14 protein-coding genes are annotated in these 18,443 nt (G+C 44.0%); 4 read left to right on the top strand and 10 right to left on the bottom strand.

The genetic code is table 11. The annotated features are described in order from the left end of the window. Positions 1-628: 628 nt before the first annotated feature. Positions 629-3,229: a nitrite reductase large subunit NirB gene (gene nirB, locus AK824_RS06615; RefSeq protein ID WP_057760044.1), complete on the top strand. Its 2,601-nt coding sequence runs from the start codon at positions 629-631 to the stop codon at positions 3,227-3,229. Positions 3,230-3,360: 131 nt separating this feature from the next. After that, complete coding sequence (gene nirD / locus AK824_RS06610; protein WP_057760042.1) at positions 3,361-3,711, top strand: nitrite reductase small subunit NirD; 351 nt, start codon at positions 3,361-3,363, stop codon at positions 3,709-3,711. 128 nt (positions 3,712-3,839) lie between these two features. Here nirD and AK824_RS06605 read toward each other — a convergent pair whose 3' ends face one another. The 3 genes from AK824_RS06605 to AK824_RS06595 all read right to left on the bottom strand — a co-directional run bounded on the left by AK824_RS06605 (position 3,840) and on the right by AK824_RS06595 (position 6,984). Next, on the bottom strand, positions 3,840-5,348 hold the full coding sequence (locus AK824_RS06605; RefSeq protein ID WP_156410693.1) for a carboxylesterase/lipase family protein: 1,509 nt from the start codon (positions 5,346-5,348) through the stop codon (positions 3,840-3,842). 273 nt (positions 5,349-5,621) lie between these two features. Further along, positions 5,622-6,449 carry a DODA-type extradiol aromatic ring-opening family dioxygenase gene (locus AK824_RS06600; protein ID WP_057760040.1) on the bottom strand — a complete coding sequence of 276 codons (828 nt, stop codon included), beginning with the start codon at positions 6,447-6,449 and terminating at the stop codon, positions 5,622-5,624. 88 nt (positions 6,450-6,537) lie between these two features. Beyond that, the gene (locus AK824_RS06595; RefSeq protein ID WP_057760038.1) at positions 6,538-6,984 is read right to left on the bottom strand and encodes a DoxX family protein; all 447 of its coding nucleotides are present in this window, start codon (positions 6,982-6,984) and stop codon (positions 6,538-6,540) included. A gap of 161 nt (positions 6,985-7,145) precedes the next feature. Between AK824_RS06595 and AK824_RS06590 the strand changes: the two genes are divergently transcribed. Next, complete coding sequence (locus tag AK824_RS06590) at positions 7,146-8,072, top strand: LysR family transcriptional regulator (protein ID WP_057760036.1); 927 nt, start codon at positions 7,146-7,148, stop codon at positions 8,070-8,072. A gap of 59 nt (positions 8,073-8,131) precedes the next feature. On the opposite strand, the gene AK824_RS06585 is transcribed toward AK824_RS06590, so the two are convergent. The 6 genes from AK824_RS06585 to AK824_RS06560 form a co-directional block, all read right to left on the bottom strand. Beyond that, entirely contained in the window at positions 8,132-8,857 is a 726-nt protein-coding gene (locus AK824_RS06585; protein WP_057760033.1) for a DUF3726 domain-containing protein, read from the bottom strand. Then, positions 8,841-10,589 carry a hypothetical protein gene (locus AK824_RS06580; protein WP_264753503.1) on the bottom strand — a complete coding sequence of 583 codons (1,749 nt, stop codon included), beginning with the start codon at positions 10,587-10,589 and terminating at the stop codon, positions 8,841-8,843. The genes AK824_RS06585 and AK824_RS06580 overlap by 17 nt, the downstream gene beginning before the upstream one ends. 601 nt (positions 10,590-11,190) lie before the next feature. Then, positions 11,191-12,885 (bottom strand): BCCT family transporter, encoded by a 1,695-nt coding sequence (locus AK824_RS06575; protein WP_057760032.1) that lies wholly within the window; start codon positions 12,883-12,885, stop codon positions 11,191-11,193. 197 nt (positions 12,886-13,082) lie between these two features. Next, on the bottom strand, positions 13,083-14,072 hold the full coding sequence (locus AK824_RS06570; protein WP_057760030.1) for a membrane dipeptidase: 990 nt from the start codon (positions 14,070-14,072) through the stop codon (positions 13,083-13,085). Between the two features lie 106 nt (positions 14,073-14,178). Continuing rightward, the gene (locus tag AK824_RS06565) at positions 14,179-15,654 is read right to left on the bottom strand and encodes an aldehyde dehydrogenase family protein (RefSeq protein WP_057760028.1); all 1,476 of its coding nucleotides are present in this window, start codon (positions 15,652-15,654) and stop codon (positions 14,179-14,181) included. A gap of 59 nt (positions 15,655-15,713) precedes the next feature. Next, positions 15,714-16,103 carry a RidA family protein gene (locus tag AK824_RS06560; RefSeq protein WP_057760026.1) on the bottom strand — a complete coding sequence of 130 codons (390 nt, stop codon included), beginning with the start codon at positions 16,101-16,103 and terminating at the stop codon, positions 15,714-15,716. 189 nt (positions 16,104-16,292) lie between these two features. Here AK824_RS06560 and AK824_RS06555 point away from each other — a divergent pair, with 189 nt between their 5' ends. Further along, on the top strand, positions 16,293-17,183 hold the full coding sequence (locus AK824_RS06555) for a LysR family transcriptional regulator (RefSeq protein WP_057760024.1): 891 nt from the start codon (positions 16,293-16,295) through the stop codon (positions 17,181-17,183). A gap of 153 nt (positions 17,184-17,336) precedes the next feature. Here AK824_RS06555 and AK824_RS06550 read toward each other — a convergent pair whose 3' ends face one another. Further along, complete coding sequence (locus AK824_RS06550) at positions 17,337-18,050, bottom strand: DarT1-associated NADAR antitoxin family protein (RefSeq protein WP_057760022.1); 714 nt, start codon at positions 18,048-18,050, stop codon at positions 17,337-17,339. Positions 18,051-18,443: the final 393 nt, after the last annotated feature.

Raw genomic sequence — 18,443 nt, 5'->3', positions numbered from 1 at the left:
AAATGATTAACTTCAGGGTTCTGACAACGTACTAAAGGTACTAAGTGTTCAAAAAATGCAGTATTCAAATATGATAAGTAGCAATGTTTCAAGCAGTGCAATGGTTATGCCAGTTATTTGTGTACGCTGCCAGATCCATATAAAGATCAGCACTCGTTAATTATCCAAGCGCCTTTACTGGTGGGTCTATAACCATCACCACACCTGACACTTATGCTAATAAAGCATTAATAAAGCAGATTTAAAACACTCCATCAGCCTCCCTTATAAACAGCAATAACATCCAACTTGGGGCACAGCAGTAACTATTTTGGTGCATTAATTTTTGATATCGCTGTCATTAACAATCGTGCTCACCCTGATTTTTGGCAAATAGCAACGCTAATCATGCTGACATAAAAACCTTAGTATATAAGCGACTGGTCTCGATACGGCATACCTTTATGCCTAATAGCAACGCGCAAAAACCTAGCTAATCGAAGTGCTCTGGCATGATTATTGAATACTCTGTAATAGTAGGTATTAAATGCTGTTTATCAGCTGTTGTTGAGAGACGGAGCCGTTTATAGCGTGATAAAAAAATAAACGATGGCCGCGTTCAACCAGCCCCATTACTAAGGACAGACGCATGAGTAGCACTGCATTGAGCACAGAAAGTAAAGGCAATTTGGTGGTGATTGGCAACGGTATGGTCGGTCATCACTTTATTGAACGGGCAATTGAGCAAGGACTGCACCAGCAATTTGATATTCATGTATTTGCTGAAGAAGACCGCCCTGCTTATGACCGTGTTTATTTGTCGAGCTACTTTGAACATAAAGATGCCAGTAAGCTGAACCTAGTAGATTTAACGGCTTACGAATTATCAAAAGTTAATTTGCATTTGAATCAATGTATTGTAGATATCGATTCAGCCAGTCAGCGTATTACTACTGAGGCAGGCGATATTATTGAGTACTCTGAGTTGGTACTGGCGACAGGCTCACATCCTTTTGTACCGCCCATCCCAGGCCGCGAGCATCCGCACTGCCACGTATACCGTACCATTGCAGATTTAGATGAGATTTTAGCAATTGCCGATCTGCCCACTGTTAAAAAAGGCGTGGTGGTTGGTGGTGGCTTACTGGGGCTTGAGGCCGCAAAAGCGCTCGTGACACTAGGGCTTGATACTTATGTGGTCGAGTTCGCGCCGCAATTAATGGGCGTTCAGCTCGATGCCGCTGGCGGTGAGATCTTAAAGCGTAAAATAGAAGCACTGGGTGTCAAAGTACTGACAGGCAAAAACACCAAAGAGATTCTATCTAATACCGCATTTAACCCTGATGACCCCAGCAGTGATGATCAACATTTAACTATGGAGTTTACAGATGGCACCTCTCTAACAACCGATATGATTGTGTTTAGCGCCGGTATCAGGCCCCAAGATAGTCTCATTAAAAACAACCCCGAATGTGGTATCGAGATGGGCGGGCGTGGTGGCATCTTGATCAATGAGCAGTGCCGCACCAATGTAGACCATATTTATGCCGTGGGCGAATGCGCAGTATGGGACAACAAAGTATTTGGTCTGGTGGCTCCCGGTTACAACATGGCCAGTATCTGTGCCGCGCAAATCGCTGGTGACAGCAAGCAGACGTTTAAGGGTGCTGACATGAGCACTAAGTTAAAACTGATGGGTGTTGATGTGGGCAGTATTGGCGATGCACATGGCTCAAGCGAGGGCAGCTTAAGCTACCTGTATCAAAATCCTGCTGAGGGCATTTATAAAAAACTGGTCACCACACCGGATAACAAACGCTTGCTTGGTGCTGTATTGGTCGGCGACACCGAAGACTATAACAACCTATTGCAATTGTATTTAAATGACATTGACCTACCTGCACATCCTGAAAGCCTGATATTACCCAATGTTGAAAAACCCGTGATGGGCATCGACAATTTGCCAGATACCGCCACGATTTGTTCTTGTTATAACGTGACCAAAGGCGCTATCTGCTCGGCCGTCGAAAACGGCGCATACTCCGTCAGCGATGTAAAAACCATGACCAGTGCCGGTAGTGGCTGTGGCGGCTGCGCACCTATGGTCAAAGATACGGTCAGCTATCAACTCACCGCCATGGGCTTTGAAGTGAATAATGACTTATGTGAGCATTTTGCGTACTCTCGTCAAGATCTATATAGCCTGATTCGCGTGCACGGTATCAAAACCTTTGATGAGTTACTAACTGAACATGGTAGCGGTCATGGCTGTGAGATATGTAAACCAACAGTCGCCTCTATTTTGGCATCCTGCTGGAACGACTACGTACTCAAAACCGAACTGACACCACTACAAGATAGTAATGATTACTATTTAGGTAATATACAAAAAGACGGCACTTATTCCGTCGTACCGCGTGTGCCGGGCGGTGAAATCACTGCAGACAAGCTCATCGTACTGGGTCAAGTGGCAAAACAGTTTAATTTGTACACCAAAATCACTGGTGGGATGCGGGTCGATCTGTTTGGCGCACGCATGGAGCAATTGCCTGATATTTGGACGCAACTGGTACAAGCCGGCTTTGAGACTGGCCATGCCTATGGTAAATCTTTACGTACTGTGAAATCTTGTATCGGTAATACCTGGTGTCGCTACGGCGTCGATGACAGTATTGGCCTCGCCTTGAGGTTAGAGGATCGTTATAAAGGCGTGCGCTCACCTCACAAAATCAAGATGGGTGTGTCAGGCTGTATGCGCGAATGTGCGGAAGCGCAAAGTAAAGACTTTGGCATGATTGCGACTGAAAATGGCTGGAATTTATTTGTCTGCGGTAATGGCGGTATTACCCCGCGTCATGGCGAGCTGTTTGCCACGGATCTAGATACCGAAACCATGGTCAAATATATCGACCGCATCATCATGTTTTATATCAAAACAGCGGATAAGCTACAGCGCACCTCAAAGTGGCGTGAAAGCTTAGATGGCGGGCTTGACTATCTAAAAGCCGTCATTATCGAAGACAGCTTGGGCATAGCAGATGAGCTCGAAGCGCAAATGCAGTTATTGGTCGACAATTACGTGTGTGAGTGGGCAGCGACGATTAATGACACCGAAAAACTCAAACGTTTCCGTCATTTTGTAAACAGTGAGAAAGGCGATGATAATGTCGTTTTCGTGACCGATCGTGAGCAGATTCGCCCAGCGACTGATGCGGAAAAAGCAACCATCAACCTGGTTGAATTGGCCTAGCCAATGATAAGTGCCTTGTTAGTTATCACAAAAAGCAAGGCGCTGTTTTTGCACTCATGTTCCTAGACTCAAGTTTTACGACTCATTTTTCTCAAATAGAGCAATATTATCATCACTAAGGATACCGCCTCATGAACCAACAGACCATTTGCAAACTTGACGATATCATCCCTGAAACCGGTGTCTGCGCCCTGATAGATGGCAAACAAATTGCTATTTTTCGTACCAAACAGAACGATTTATTTGCTCTTGATAACTACGATCCATTTAGTCAGGCCAATGTATTGTCTCGGGGGTTGATTGGTGGCACCACGATTACAGATGATGCAGGAATAGCAAAAGAAGTACTTTATGTGGCTTCGCCCATCTATAAGCAGCGCTTTAATCTTGCTACTGGTCAGTGTCTAGATGATGAAAGTATCGTGCTTAACACCTATAAGTTCGAACTTGACGGAAATAATGTGGTGGCAACATATGAATAATAAGAGACGTTATCTCTAATTTGATAGGTCGTTAATAATTGCTCTATTAACCTAAAACATCCTTTGAACCTCGGATTCAAAGGATGTTTTGTTTTTGACAACTACGCTGAAACATTATGATCTATGCTTTAGAACGAATAATCTTTCCACAACACTCTAACGTCTCGCTCAGGGTCGTTAACAATTTTAGAGTCAGTATCAAATACCATCGTTGCTCGATCTGCTAGTCGATAGTTATCCCATGGTGCTTGTCCAGAACGAGCAAACTCGATCCAGTTTTGATGCATGGTATCGGCAAGCTTCTGCGATGGTTGATCGCCAACAAAGCTTTTGGCTTGCTCACTATCAAGAGCGTTAAAGGTAAAAGGCACATCCACAAAATGCGCGGCGCCTAACTTTCCATCAAAGGCTGGTGAAAACCACGAAAAGTTATAATGCCAGACTATATTGCCGTTGTTAACCAAGTGCTCAGCAATATGGACTGCAGGCATTCGAAAGGTATAATCAGACTGAATGTCAGCAAAGCTATCGCCAATAGATTTTTCATTCTTAATTGGCGCGTAAACATTACGCGATGCCCCACTCAAAGATAAGTCACTCAACAACTGCGATCTTTGTGTTGCAGGAATTTGGTCGATAGCACCGCCTGGAACATAATACAGTCTAGCTTCTTGATCCGTACTACCCACGATAACTGGAATGGCTGGATCTGTATTGTTTGCCAAATCTCTCATAGGTGACTCTTTAATGACATCTCCGTCAGCGACAGGTAAAAACGCTGTTCCGCCCCAAGACATCATGCCCCACTGGTCTCGATTCTTTATGGTGTTACCGATATCAATAACTTCAGTGACTAACGTTTCAAGAGGAATTTGAGAGATATCGCTTATCGTTGCTGATACACCCAGCTCTTTGGCAAAAGTTTGGCTAACTCGATCTGCTTGTTCCATGGTCATAAATTGCATTGGTGGGCTTTGCATGATTGCTTGTTGAAAGAGGCCTTTTGCTTTATCTGTGCCCAACAGTATGGCGACGCTTTCAGCACCTGCTGATTGACCGAACAAAGTAACGTTCTCTGGATTACCGCCAAAATTGGCAATGTTTTTCTGTACCCATTGTAGTGCCGCAATTTGATCGAGAATACCTCTATTATCTGGCGCACCATCTAAATGCATAAACCCATCCACACCAACTCGATAATTCACAGTAACGACAATCGCGTCGTTTCTTGCGAAGCTAGTACCGTTGTACGCCTCTTCTCCTGCATCTGCCCGAATAAAAGCGCCGCCTGGTATCCAAACCATCACAGGTAGCTGCTTATTTGATTGTAGAGCAGCCGTTGGCGCCCATATGTTTAAGGTAAGGTCGCCTGCAGCACCGACAAGCTCAACCGTCTGCTCTCTGCCTGGCTGCGGAACTGGCGCTGTTTTTTTTGTGGCGTCCAAGACTCCTTTCCACTTCTCATACGCCTGAGGAGCTTTAAACCTACGCGCTTTTGTAAAAGGATCATGAGCATAAGGAATACCATAAAATGACGTAACGTCAGCATTCACTTTACCTTGAACGTCGCCTTGATGAACAGAAACCGTCATCTGTTGTCCTTCTATATCGTTATTCGCTGCAAATGAAGACGCCATATTAAAGCTTAAAATTATGACTGTCGCTTTGCAAAACCTTTTGACCATATGGTTCAAAGCCATCATTATGATTCCTTTTTTCTGTTTACTTGTCTTTCTTATGAGAGTGGTAAAAGTGGATACCCAACCTGAAGCTTACTGTTCCTTAGAATAATACCGTGCTCTGATCAAAATTTTTATAAGATAAACGTAAGGGTTTTATAACATTATGGTGAGCCCATATACGACTAGAAAATGCAGACTAATGATTTGAGATGAAATTAAAAAGTCATACTAACCAAACTGAAAAGCTGACAATTGCGTTTTTAGCACTTGCTGGGAGTAAACCTTGTGCCCTTTGTCACGTCCTGCTGCACCCACCGCTATCATAAGCGGTAACAAATGCTCCTCTGCCCCTAATGGATGTGAGTCAAGCGCGTGAGGAGCATTTTTCCAACTGGCCAAGGCCGTGAGTCGTTTATCCGAATCTGCTGATTCCACAGTATTCGTTAGCCATTCATCAAAACGCTCTGATGGTTCAGTAAAGCTGGTATCGCCATAACCGCGCATATTATGAAAGCTCATGCCGCTACCGACGATTAGTACCCCCTCTGTACGCAGTGACGCCAGTGCTTGACCAGCAGCTATATGCGCTTGTGGGTCTAAATCATGACGCAAGGATAGCTGTACCACCGGGATACCTGCCTCAGGGAACATTAGCTTAAGCGGTATAAATACGCCATGATCAAAACCGCGCTCCGCATCTTGTTTATTACCTACCCCTGCCTCTGTCAATAGCCGGCTGACTTGCTTTGCCAATGCTGGCGCGCCTAAGGCTGGATAAGTCAAACTATAAGTATGCTCAGGAAAGCCATAATAATCATAAATGAGATTAGGTTGTTTGCCAGTGGTGATACTGAATTCAGCCGTCTGCCAATGTGCACTAATGATTAAGATAGCCTTTGGTCGCTCAGGCAAACGAGCAGAAATACTTTTTAAAAACATTGCCATCTCATACCACATATCCGCTGGTTGCCAATCCATAAAAAAACAAGGCCCTGCGCCATGCGGTATAAACAGTACAGGCTGGCTGACTGGCTCATTAGATAAAAGTGTTGTCATGGCTTTCCCCTGGTTGCTTGTCTTAAATGGCTCTTATTAAATGGCTTTGTTCACTAAAATTGAATGACCCCATTTACAACTATAAAACCTATCCTACTTTTTCTGATAATACCTTATCCATACTGAGGGAGCCGCCACCTTGAATAGCTAGGGCAAGCGTAGCCACCATCAAGGTTAATGCGTATTCATAACCGCCATTATCAGCAAATAGCCCATTGCTAATATGGACAGAAAAAATAGCCACCAACATGGTAAAGGCTGCGGCTAAAGCAGCTGGTCTGGTTAGCAGACCTAATACCAGAGCTAGACCACCGAAGAACTCAGCACCGCCTGCTAGTATCGCCATCAAGTAACCCGGCTCCATACCCATACTGCTTAACCATTGAGCCGTACCTGCTAGCCCATTACCATCAAACCAACCAAATAATTTTTGGGCGCCATGAGCTGCTAAAATCAGGCCAACGGGTACACGAAGCACTAAGGCCGCTGCTCCAGCTTTTGATGTCAAAATAGTATTTAATAGTGATGATTTCATTGATGCTCACTCCATAACGTATGATTAGAATAAATAGTGTCGAAAATGATATAGGCACACTTTACTATCAACGCTATAAAAGAGTAAGCTCAGTTATATTGAATAATTATCAACATACTGTTTATAATGGATTTGATATCGAGAGAAATATAGGTATAAATATGGATAGAATCGATGCCATGCGCGCTTTCGTCGCGGTAGTGACAGAAGGCAGCTTTAGCAAAGCGGCTATTACGATGCAGCTCTCGCCGCAGCTAGTAAGCAAATATGTAGCAAAGCTAGAGGAGGAACTACATACTCGCCTGCTCAACCGTACTACACGCAAAGTCAGCCTGACAGAAGCTGGCAGTCAATACTTTACGCACGCGCAGCAGATTTTATTGAGTATTGATGAAATGGCATCGCAGTTAGGCGGCTTACAGCAGCATCCTAAAGGCGTCTTGCGAATCAGTGCGCCCGTCTCCTTTGCCTTAAAGCATATGGCAAAGCTCATCACTGATTTTCAGGAGCGCTATCCGTCAGTTACCGTTGATCTGCAGTTGAGTGATCGAAAAGTAGATATCGTTGAAGAAGGCTTTGATATTGCCCTGCGTATCGGACAGCTCCAAAGCTCGTCGCTTATCGCCAAGCAGATTGCTCCGATTCGTGTAGTGTTATGCGCCTCACCCGAGTACCTCAAAGCTCATGGCACACCTAAGCAACTTGAGGATTTAGAGTCGCATCGCTATTTGCATTATAGCTATATGAATGTCGAAACTAAGGGTCAAATCTACAAATACCTAAAAACCAAACAATTCAAAGAACGTAGCGTTTTTCATAGTAATAATGGCGACGTACTCGTTGAAGCAGCTATTGCAGGCGGAGGATTGATATTACAGCCGACTTTCATTGCTAGCGAAGCATTAAGTACTGGCAAGTTGGTCGTAGTGTTGCCAGAATATGAACCTAGCCCTTTAGGCTTGTATGCTGTCTACGCCCATAGAAAACTACTACCTCACAAAGTCAGATGCTTTATCGACTTTATGACCAACTACTATGGCACGCCGCCATATTGGGATGAGAATATAGCGTACGCACCAAACGACTAATTACTCACCATACAAAAATCTGTTTCGTAACATAATTCACGTAATTAACAGGTTTGGTTTTATACTCCGCCCGCGCCGCGACTGGATGCTTCACTATTTTCAACCAATATGGCCGCTGCCGTTTTTTTGAGTATCGCCCACTGTTCATCATCGACATAGATGCCTTCTTTCCATGCGCGCTGATGGGTTTCAAACAGCTCGTCTGTCGATATTTTACGATCGAAATGCTGGATATCATGTTCGATATCGAAGTTTTGAGTCGCAATCTCAATAACCATATCATTGGTATTGTAATTTGACTGTGCCTTGTCAAAAAAGTAAAGGTCAGGATAGACAAACCCTTGATTCAACGTAAATAACGTATGCTTGGGCACCGAGCCATTATCCCATTTAGCCAAACAGGCATAGCCTTTGGCCGCCAGCCCTACCAGCTCGCTATAAGCCAGCCAGCGGTTATGACAGTTCTGCAAGTAAATATAAAAATGTGCTGAATCACCCATTTTTTCAAGAGCGTAATCGATGATCGTCGGCAAATGGCAAGCCAAGCTACTACCGTGCAAATCTAAATGCATTGCCTTAGCATTTTGATCGATGATATCAATTGGCGTATCGCTCTCGGTTAAAATATAAGGGCTGGCATTGTTAAAGTGTCTGACACCATCCAAGCCTGCCATCTGCAATTCAGCAACCATCGTAGCGATTACATCAGCTTCTCCAACTTCTCGATGCATCCCAGTAAAGGCTTTGTACACCATTGCTACGATTTCATTATGCGATACGATCATGAGTCAAACCTCCCTGCTCTGTCGACAAATCGGGTAATAGAGGAAACAGCCATTCATCACTATGCACTTCTGCAAATAAAGGTGCGCCTTGGAACAAGGTGATTCTGACCCAGCGATCTGATCTCGGATCAAACTTGGTCGCACCAAACATCGACAATTTACACCGTAACAGATGCATAGGTAACGCGTCTTTGTGTAAGACATTCATCTGAATATCACCCAGTTGCTTATGCCCCATTGTCCAAACACGGCGCGCAATTGAGCGGTACTTTGGTTGGTTTAAAATAAACTCAGATATCAGTTGTTGAGCGTTGACTTGTTTAAGCGCGAAGTACAGCTTGTTTGCTTGCCTTGCGATGTCTAGTGCAAGCTCACGATCTGCGCCCATCTCTTGCCCGCGCACACCTAGGCGTGGCTCTTCTTTATCCACCGAACGATACCAAAACCAATGACTATTCTCAGGCTGGCTAAAATCAATATTAATCGCCCATTGATAGTGGCGCTCCAGTACATCAATCAAATCTTGAATTACCTTACCCTTCGGTAGCGACAAGCTTTCATCGGCATTTATTTTCTCTTGAAACGCATCAACACGCTCAGGATATAGCTCCATCAAGCAAGAAATGATGACCTCTTGGCTCTCAAGACTCAAATCATGGTGCGCTTGCAAGAACTCCGCCCATGTCACATAGTGATTGATGGTAGTCATCAAATTGTTTTGTAGTACCATTAATTCTGTGACGACCGTTTCATTGAGCTTTATTTGCTGCTCATTGATGGTGACAATCTCGCCAAAATGCTGAATAGCACGTTTGATTAAACTGGCAAAATGCGCCGTTTCTTTGGGTTCAATCTGACAAGTCAATGTCGCTTGCAGTGCTTCCTCACGGGTGGTCAGCCATTGATCAACCACGCAAGGATGATTAATCAAATACGGCGCCATACCCAAACCAGTGGCATTACCAATCCCCAAATAACGCTTAATCTCTGGATGCAGTGCAACCGCTTTACTACTGCCCTTTTTCTGCGCCAAATAATCGACCCAGTCTAGACTAAACTCACGCAGCAAATACACGGCACACATCTGCGCGCGAAACGATTGGTCAAAGTCTGCGCTATGGTCTAACGGTTTAAAATCATAAATACCAAATTTACCATTGCCATAGACCGCCGTGGTACGCAAGATATAACCCACTTGCGCCAACACATCCAAATCTGGTTGCTGACCGGCAGCGAGTGAGCTCACAATATGATCAAAGACTCGTACGCTCTTATTTGCACGTGCCAGCACCATCAACATATTAGAGTTGCGACCTGCTTCTTGCAACGGCACATTGGCTTGTAAGTTATCTAGTAACTCTCCGCTTATCTCGCCAAACACCAGACCAAATGTCACATCCCACTTTTGGGCAATGACTCTATCGTTACGTTCTTCATCAGCTAGCTCGTTGCAGAACACCACCAGATGATATAGATGCTCTGGCGTATGTAGACGATAGATAACTTTGCCATAACCATTCTCATCTAAATCCCACAAATGAGTACTGAGCGTCCATTTTTCTTTATCAATCTTGCGTAGTAATGTACGCACAAAGCTAATACGGGTTTGATGCATCGCACCCAATCTTTGGGCATCCATAATCACATCACGAGTACGAAAACCTGTACCCAGTGAAGGCGGTTTGACATCGATACTTTTATTATTTGCATTATTTGTATAAACCATATTCATAATTTCACTACCTTACCTAATATATCGAGCCAGCAGCTTCGTTAACAGGGCGTGTTTGATATTCGACCATGGCACTGACAGAGACTATTTTTTAGACAATTCGACGTTGAAAATAGTAAGCTTAATCATTCTAAGCATGTATTTTTAACAATGAAGTGGCAAAAAAGAGTCCTGTCTCTTCGAGCTGATGCTAAAACTGTTCCATACTGCGTTGTAAATCTCGTTAAGGCACGAGCATTACCATCGTTTTACGCCTTGTCTGGAACAGTTTTAGCAATCAGCAGTGCCTATTTATGAATGTCAAACACGCCCTAGTCTCAATGATAATATCTATCGGTAAATAAGAAATCAGCGGTATAGATAGAGGCTAGTTTAGTATTTACCGTTTAATAATCTAGGGCGTGTCCTCAATTCAAACGAGTGTCCTCTAAATGGGCTAAAAACAGCTAAATTTTGCCAATCATCGTCAAATAGCTGACTAATATCTCGATATTATTTGCGCTATTTTCCTTGTTTGACGGCAATTTATCTCATTTTTATCACCATTTTTAAAATGAGGACACGCCCTAGAACATCACACAGTTTTTTATGTCATGCTTCTTTATAAGCTTTTTTCTGCAGAGATTTTCTTTTCTGTAGCAACTTTAGCGAGCTTCTCTTCACTAATTTTGTGTCTTACCTCTACTTTGTTAGGACGATATAAGTCTTGCTCTCGTGCCATTTTTTGTGCGATTTGTGGACCATTCCATAATGAAGGCAGCAGGACGAAAGAAACTGGCACTGCCGTAATGACGATAAAGGACTGCAATGCTGTCACGCCACCTGAGCCAAGCGAGATTAAAACAATCGCCGTCACACCCATCATGATGCCCCAAAAGGTACGAATCATGGCGTTTGGTTCACGCTCGCCACTGATGACCACGCTGATGGTATAAGTCATCGAATCGCCCGTGGTAACGATAAATACCGTGGTTAAGATTAAGAACAATATCGAGGTGATCAAAGGAAATGGCAGTTGCTGCGTGACGGCTAATAGCGCACCTGGCAAGTTAAAACCCTCAAAGGCACTACTCACACTACCTGGATTGGCAATCTCAAAAGCCAGACCAGAGCCGCCAACGACGGTGAACCAAAAGCACGTCACAAGCGGCGCAATAATACAGACGGTGGTAATCAATTGACGAATAGTACGGCCACGTGAAATACGAGCAATAAATATCGCCATCATCGGGCCATAACCCAAGAACCAACCCCAAAAGAATACCGTCCACCAGCTCAGCCAACCTTCATCACCGCGAAAGGTCGCCATTGGAACGAAGTTGTCAATCATCGTACCCACACCTTGGATATAACCATTGATAATAAAATTGGTCGGTCCGAAGAGTAAGATAAAGACCATCAGTGCAAACGCCAACATAACGTTAAAGCGGCTAAGTAGCTGCATACCGCGTGTCAGGCCACTGATCGCAGACAACGTATAGAGCGCGATAGCAAAGACAATGATAATGAGCTGAGTGGTGAACGTATCGGGAATACCGAACAATTCATTCAGCGCATAGCTGGTTTGCAAGCCTAAAAAACCAATAGGACCGATAGTACCGGCAGCAACCGCCACGATACAGCAAGCATCGATGATTGCGCCTGTTTGACCGGTCAGCACACGCTCACCAAATACTGGATACAGTAACGTACGCGGCTTCAATGGTAAGCCTTTGTCATAGTGCAAATGCATAATCACAATCGCAGTCAAACTGCCAACGATGGCCCACGCCAAAAACCCCCAATGCATAAATGATTGAGATAAGGCGTTAAAAGCGCGCTGCTGTAGATCGGCTGACTCACCGTATAAAGGCGGTGCTGACACAAAATGCGCGATGGGCTCGGCGGCAGCCCAAAAAACACCACCACCAGCCAATAGTGTGCAGAAAAGAATGGCCATCCATTTGAAACTGTCTATCTCAGGTACGGGTAAATTGCCTAAAATCACACGTCCTGTACGACCAGCACCGACGGCTAAAGCAATGACAAAAGTAGCTAGTAGCAAAATCTGCCAAAAAGGTCCAAATATTTTGACGGACCACGCGAAGCCCACTTCGACTATTTTTGCTAAGCGCGCTTCTGCAAAAATAGCCATCAAAACAAAGGCTACAATGAATCCGCCACTGTACCAAAATGCGGGGTTTTTAAGGCCTAATGTGTCGGTAGAAATAGTGGCGGCTTCGGACTCACTTACTCCTTGATTAACAGGAGTTGAGCGTCCTTGCTCACTTTGATTAAATCCCTTTAAATCGGCCATGATGTGGCTCCATATACTATGCTAACGTTGCGTTTTAGATCAGAGTGGTAGCAATGAGGGTGCGATAAAACAACCTCACTATACATACCTATCTAATTTAAAATTACCTACTTCAAACAGATATACGCTATAACACGACTGTCGTCTTATAGCGATTTCGAGCAACCATTGACTAAAATGACTCTTTAAATAGCTAGTTAAGCCAAAGGCTTTAATCCTTGCTCTAAAAAATCGAACCAGTTTTGACCGATGACTTTTCCAGCATCACTTTCGTTAAAACCGTGCTTTAGCAGACCGTTATAGATATTTTCCATACCGTCTTTGCCAGCGAACCATGGCAAAGTATCTGGCCAACCTGAATTACTGGCATTGCCTTCGCCATAGTCCATCGCTTTTGACCAGCGACCATTACGCATCCACTCAAGTACAGCTTGTGGTTGATTGAGACATAAATCACTGCCAATCGCTAAATGCTCCACACCATACTTATCAGCGCAATTGGCAATCATGGTGCAGAAGTCATCAAGCGTACATGCGCTACCATTTGGCAAATGAAACGGGTATAAGCTAAACCCTAACAACCCGCCTGCTTGAGTCAAGGCACTAATGACCGTGTCCGATTTATTACGCAGTGCATCATGAGCCGTCGTTGGATTAGCATGGCTGATACATATCGGACGCGATGACACTTCTATTGCCTCAAGCGTTGAACGCTCAGCGCTGTGTGACATGTCAATAATCATACCAACACGATTCATCTCAGCGATGGCTTGCTGACCAAATCGGGTGATGCCACTGTCATTTTTCTCATAACACCCTGTCGCTAGTAAGCTCTGGTTATTGTAAGTCAACTGCATGATCAATAGACCCAGACGACGCATCACGCTAATCAAACCAATTTCATCGTCGATTGGTGAGCAGTTCTGCGCGCCAAAAAAGATGCCAACTTTACCTTGCTCTTTTGCCGTTTTAATATCAGCCACTGAGTACACGGGTAATATAAGATCTGAGTTTTGCTCAAAGCGTGCATGCCATTCGCTAAAGCGGGTCATAGTTTGGCGAGCGTCTTCGTGATAGACCAAGGTTGCGTGTACTGCATTGATACCACTGGCTTGTAGCATCTTAAAGTAGTCACGATCCCAATGGCTATACTGTAATCCATCAATAACGATATGGTCTTGGTACATATCAATTCCTTTTAATACTTTTATCGATAGCCGCTATCTTTAGCAAGTAAGTACCTTTTGGTACAGCATCGTTCAGATAGCGACGAGCATTCTTGTTAAGACATCCCTAGTACGCTTTTTGATAAGCGGTCTTGACGATGGTATAGAACTCTTTGGCATATTGACCTTGCTCACGCGGGCCAAAGCTTGACTGTTTACGACCACCAAATGGCACGTGATAGTCAGTACCCGCAGTTGCCAGATTGACCATGACGCAGCCTGCTTGTACTTGCTCTTTGAACATTGCACTGCTACGTAAGCTCTGGGTGATGATGCCGCCCGTCAGACCAAATCGCGTATCATTGGTCATCGCAATCGCCTCTTCTAGATTTTTGACACGCAAGACACACGCCAGCGGGGCAAACACTTCTTCTTGGTTGATATCCCAGCTGTTATCCGTCTCAGTAAACAACGTAGGCGACATATAGTAGCCGTCATGCGGCATCTCTAAACGCTCACCACCAAAGGCTAAATTGGCACCAGACTGCTTGGCTTTTTCGATCCAGTCCATGTTTGATGCCAGCTGCTTGTCATCGACGACAGGCCCCATAAAAATATCGTCTTCAAGCGCATGGCCAACCTTCAAGGTTTTCATTTTGGCAATCACACCCTCTACAAACGCATCATGAATACCGTCCATCACAATGAGACGTGAAGAAGCCGTACATTTCTGCCCCGAACCGCCAAACGCACCAGCCACTGCTGCATCGATAGCAACTTGCAAGTCGGCATCGTCAGCGATGACCAAGGCGTTTTTGCTGCCCATCTCAAGCTGACAACGGATAAAGTTTGGTGCCGTCGCAGCAGCAACTTTGCGACCTGTTGGTACAGAGCCCGTAAAGCTAACCGCGTCGATGTCTGTAGAATTGATGAGCGCATCACCGACTGACGATCCGCCACCCAATAGCAGGTTAAACGTACCTTCTGGCATACCTTGACGATGGATGATTTCAGCCAATGCGACCGCGCTGGCTGGTGTTAAATTTGCAGGCTTCCAAATGACAGTGTTGCCAAAGGCCAAAGCTGGCGCGATTTTCCATACAGCGGTCGCCGTTGGGAAGTTCCAAGGTGAGATAATCGCGACCACACCGACTGCTTCACGGGTAACTTCAACTTTGACACCAGGACGCACTGAATCAGCCGTATCACCCATTTGGCGCAATACTTCCGCCGCATAGTAATGAAAGAACTGACCTGCACGATAAATCTCACCACGACCCTCTGCGAATGGCTTGCCTTCTTCCAGAGACAACAGCGTACCTAACTCATCACAGCGAGCAATCATTTCATCGCCAATCGCTTGTAGGATAGACTGTTTTTTTTCTAAAGGAGTCGCTTCCCACTTTGGCTGGGCTTGACGCGCTGCTGCGATGGCATCTTTGACTTGATCGCTACTCGCTTGTGCGAACTCACCGATAGTGTCAGTGATATCAGATGGGTTAATATTGGCGACGGTATTTACGCCTGCCTGCCATTCACCATTGATGTAAAGTGATTTGGTTGGGTCTTGTTGCAATATCTGTTGGGCGGTGTGGGCTGACATAAGTGCTTCCTTGATAAAGTATTAAATATTTTATTTATTGACTAGAGTACATTTAGAGTTTAGGGCACAGCGGCATATACGACCAGCTCAACCAGCATCTCTTCACGAGCCAGTCCAGCTATTACCAGTGCTGCCCGATTTGGATAAGGTGCTTCAAAATATTCGGCATAGACTTGATTGACAGTTTTTAGATGGTCGCGATCGGTTACGTAGATCATTACCTGTAGAACTGCATCCATGCCAACATTGGCACATTCTAGCGTGTGCTTAAGATTGTCTAGTGTTTGGCGAGTTTGCGTTTCAATACCACCTGCAACCACATCACCATTTTCATCAATAGGAATCTGCGCGGTGTACAAGGTTCCGTTATTAGTGATGGCCCACTCCAACGGTGCTTTAGACACATAAAGCGAGGTTTTAACGGCCTGTTTGTTTGAGTGAGTCATCATATTGTCATGTCCTTTGATAAGTGGTTTCAGCAGTGAGTGATCTGAAATTTATTTAATCACTGCCAATTGCTACATGACTTATCCTACTTAATTAGCAACGATAAATCTAACTAATTAAATTTGAATTTTGATAGATTTAATCTATCATTTAAGATAGATTATTAAAGAATAATTTTGAATGGTCTGAATATGAAGCTACAGCAATTGCGTCATTTCTTATTTGTCGTGGAAGAAGGAGGGTTTCGTGCGGCGGCTGATCGTGCTAACCGTTCGCAAGCTGCTTTGTCAGCCTCGATAAAGGAATTAGAAAAAACCTTGGGACAGCGTTTATTTGAAGTAGGAAACAAAGCTCTACTCACGCCTTTCGGTGAAACCTGCTTACCAAAGATTGAGCAGTTTATTAGCGTTTATCAAGCGCTAGAAGATGACTTAAAAGCCTCTGCGTCCGGCGAAAAAGGTAAGATTAGGATTGCAAGCGTACCGTCGCTAGTGACTAAATTGTTACCTAGCGTATTGGTTGAATACTCAAAAAAATATCCTGACATTGAGATTGTACTGATAGATGATAACTCTGTCGGTGTGGCCAATCGATTGTTAGCCGGAGAAATTGATTTGGCACTAGGCAATTGCACCAGTATTGATCAAACGAATATAGATTTTACTTTACTCATATCAGACCCAATCGGCGTGGTCTGTCTGCAAAGTAATGAGCTAAACAACCAGTTAAATCAATCGCACGGGCTAAAATGGCAGCAACTCATGGCGCAGCCGTTTATTTATAATGGCACTTGCAGATTACTCGAAAACACGCCAGCCGAAGCGCTCAATCGCAGGGCAAGGTACACGGTAGAAAACATCACATCGCTGTTTTCTTTATTGCGTAATGATCTAGGTATCACTACTTTACCCAAGCTTGCCTTCCCTGCGAATGAGCCGGAACTCGTTTGGATAGATTTAGTTGACCCTTCTTTAAACCGGCAAATCGGTATCTTTAAACTTGCTGATAAATCTATCTCTCCCCCAGCTCAAGCATTTTATGATCTCTGTATCGCCTATGTCCAAGAGAACTATTGGCTATAATGTTTAAGTATGTTTACTAGGGCGTGTCTTCAATTCACTCGATAGTCATCTAAATGGGCTAAAAATGGCTAAATATAGAGAAATAAAAAAGCCACGATACATTATGTATCGTAGCTTTCGGTTCAAGCAAACTTAAGCGATCTGATTTGACGATCAGATCCAACCTTCTTCTAATAGGTGCTCAGTATTGCTGATTTTAAAATTATTGCATAAATCGTAGAATGCCATTGGGTCTTCCACATTATCGAGCAACTCTCGTTTGTGCAGTGCCACAAACAGCGCCAACGCATACGCTGCACTATGGATAGATTTTTTAGGATTAAAGGTAATATCAGTAAACCCTTGATATTGAATTACTTCCTCATGCAGCTGAGGGTTTTGCTTGAGCGCATTCACGTACAGCCAATCATAAAATGTTGTTAACGGCTCTACGCCCCATTCCATACCAAAGTAATTGTAGCCAATGAGCTCGCCCGAGGTCATCAATCGCTCATCTTTGCGGGCTTGTCTTGGCGCTACTGTTAGCAAATCCGCATAAGGACCACCATCTTCAAAAACCATACTGGCTTGAAAAGCATTTTCGACACTATATGGATTGCCATCATGCTCATCGGTAATTTTTAAGCTAAACGGGCTTAGCGGAAAACTTAGCTTATTACCAGATTTACTAGATAGCTCTAACACATTCTTAAATCCATACTTTTTGCGAATGACTTGTTGTAAGTCATTGATGGATTTTTTCTTTTGTCTGGTCGCAAATCCCACATGCCGCTCAAACATAACCATATCCGTTTTTACCAAATTGTCACTGTTGACTTTGGGCATGAATACGGGTCTTTGTTCTATCGTATTTGGTACTTCTTCCATAGTGATGTGCCTTAATATCAATGGTCTTGTATAAATATTTTGTGTCAACGGTGCTGATATCACCTGCTATTGACAGCGTACTCTGTCATTGCTAGCAGCGTTTCTTATTATTGTTGTTTTATTCGCTAGCAGCCAAATACAGTGAATTGATCGAGAGTTATCGAACCCTATCAGCGCTCGCTGGGCAGTTTATCTTATTATCAGTCATTTATCCTGCCCTATTTTATAATTAATGCCGCCATACCTTCAACAATAAACCATAATTTAGCTATTTTAAGCTTAACGCCAAATATAAGACGCTACTATAAACGGGTTTAAAAGTATTCAAAGAAATACGCTTGACCTTACCATAATGTCAACCTATATGCTGTCGCTATAGATTTGAAAATAAGA

The organism is Psychrobacter sp. P11G3 (genome assembly GCF_001435845.1).
In the GTDB taxonomy this organism is placed as follows: domain Bacteria; phylum Pseudomonadota; class Gammaproteobacteria; order Pseudomonadales; family Moraxellaceae; genus Psychrobacter.
This window is presented reverse-complemented; position numbering and strand designations above follow the sequence as displayed.

Excerpts from the sequence above, each read along its gene's own strand:
- nirB (WP_057760044.1), top strand. The coding sequence starts at position 629 with ATGAGTAGCACTGCATTGAGCACAGAAAGTAAAGGCAATTTGGTGGTG.
- AK824_RS06565 (WP_057760028.1), bottom strand. The coding sequence starts at position 15,654 with ATGTCAGCCCACACCGCCCAACAGATATTGCAACAAGACCCAACCAAA.
- AK824_RS06575 (WP_057760032.1), bottom strand. The coding sequence starts at position 12,885 with ATGGCCGATTTAAAGGGATTTAATCAAAGTGAGCAAGGACGCTCAACT.
- AK824_RS06550 (WP_057760022.1), bottom strand. The coding sequence starts at position 18,050 with ATGGAAGAAGTACCAAATACGATAGAACAAAGACCCGTATTCATGCCC.
- AK824_RS06595 (WP_057760038.1), bottom strand. The coding sequence starts at position 6,984 with ATGAAATCATCACTATTAAATACTATTTTGACATCAAAAGCTGGAGCA.
- AK824_RS06555 (WP_057760024.1), top strand. The coding sequence starts at position 16,293 with ATGAAGCTACAGCAATTGCGTCATTTCTTATTTGTCGTGGAAGAAGGA.
- AK824_RS06600 (WP_057760040.1), bottom strand. The coding sequence starts at position 6,449 with ATGACAACACTTTTATCTAATGAGCCAGTCAGCCAGCCTGTACTGTTT.
- nirD (WP_057760042.1), top strand. The coding sequence starts at position 3,361 with ATGAACCAACAGACCATTTGCAAACTTGACGATATCATCCCTGAAACC.
- AK824_RS06605 (WP_156410693.1), bottom strand. The coding sequence starts at position 5,348 with ATGGCGTCTTCATTTGCAGCGAATAACGATATAGAAGGACAACAGATG.
- AK824_RS06590 (WP_057760036.1), top strand. The coding sequence starts at position 7,146 with ATGGATAGAATCGATGCCATGCGCGCTTTCGTCGCGGTAGTGACAGAA.
- AK824_RS06570 (WP_057760030.1), bottom strand. The coding sequence starts at position 14,072 with ATGTACCAAGACCATATCGTTATTGATGGATTACAGTATAGCCATTGG.
- AK824_RS06580 (WP_264753503.1), bottom strand. The coding sequence starts at position 10,589 with ATGAATATGGTTTATACAAATAATGCAAATAATAAAAGTATCGATGTC.
- AK824_RS06560 (WP_057760026.1), bottom strand. The coding sequence starts at position 16,103 with ATGATGACTCACTCAAACAAACAGGCCGTTAAAACCTCGCTTTATGTG.
- AK824_RS06585 (WP_057760033.1), bottom strand. The coding sequence starts at position 8,857 with ATGATCGTATCGCATAATGAAATCGTAGCAATGGTGTACAAAGCCTTT.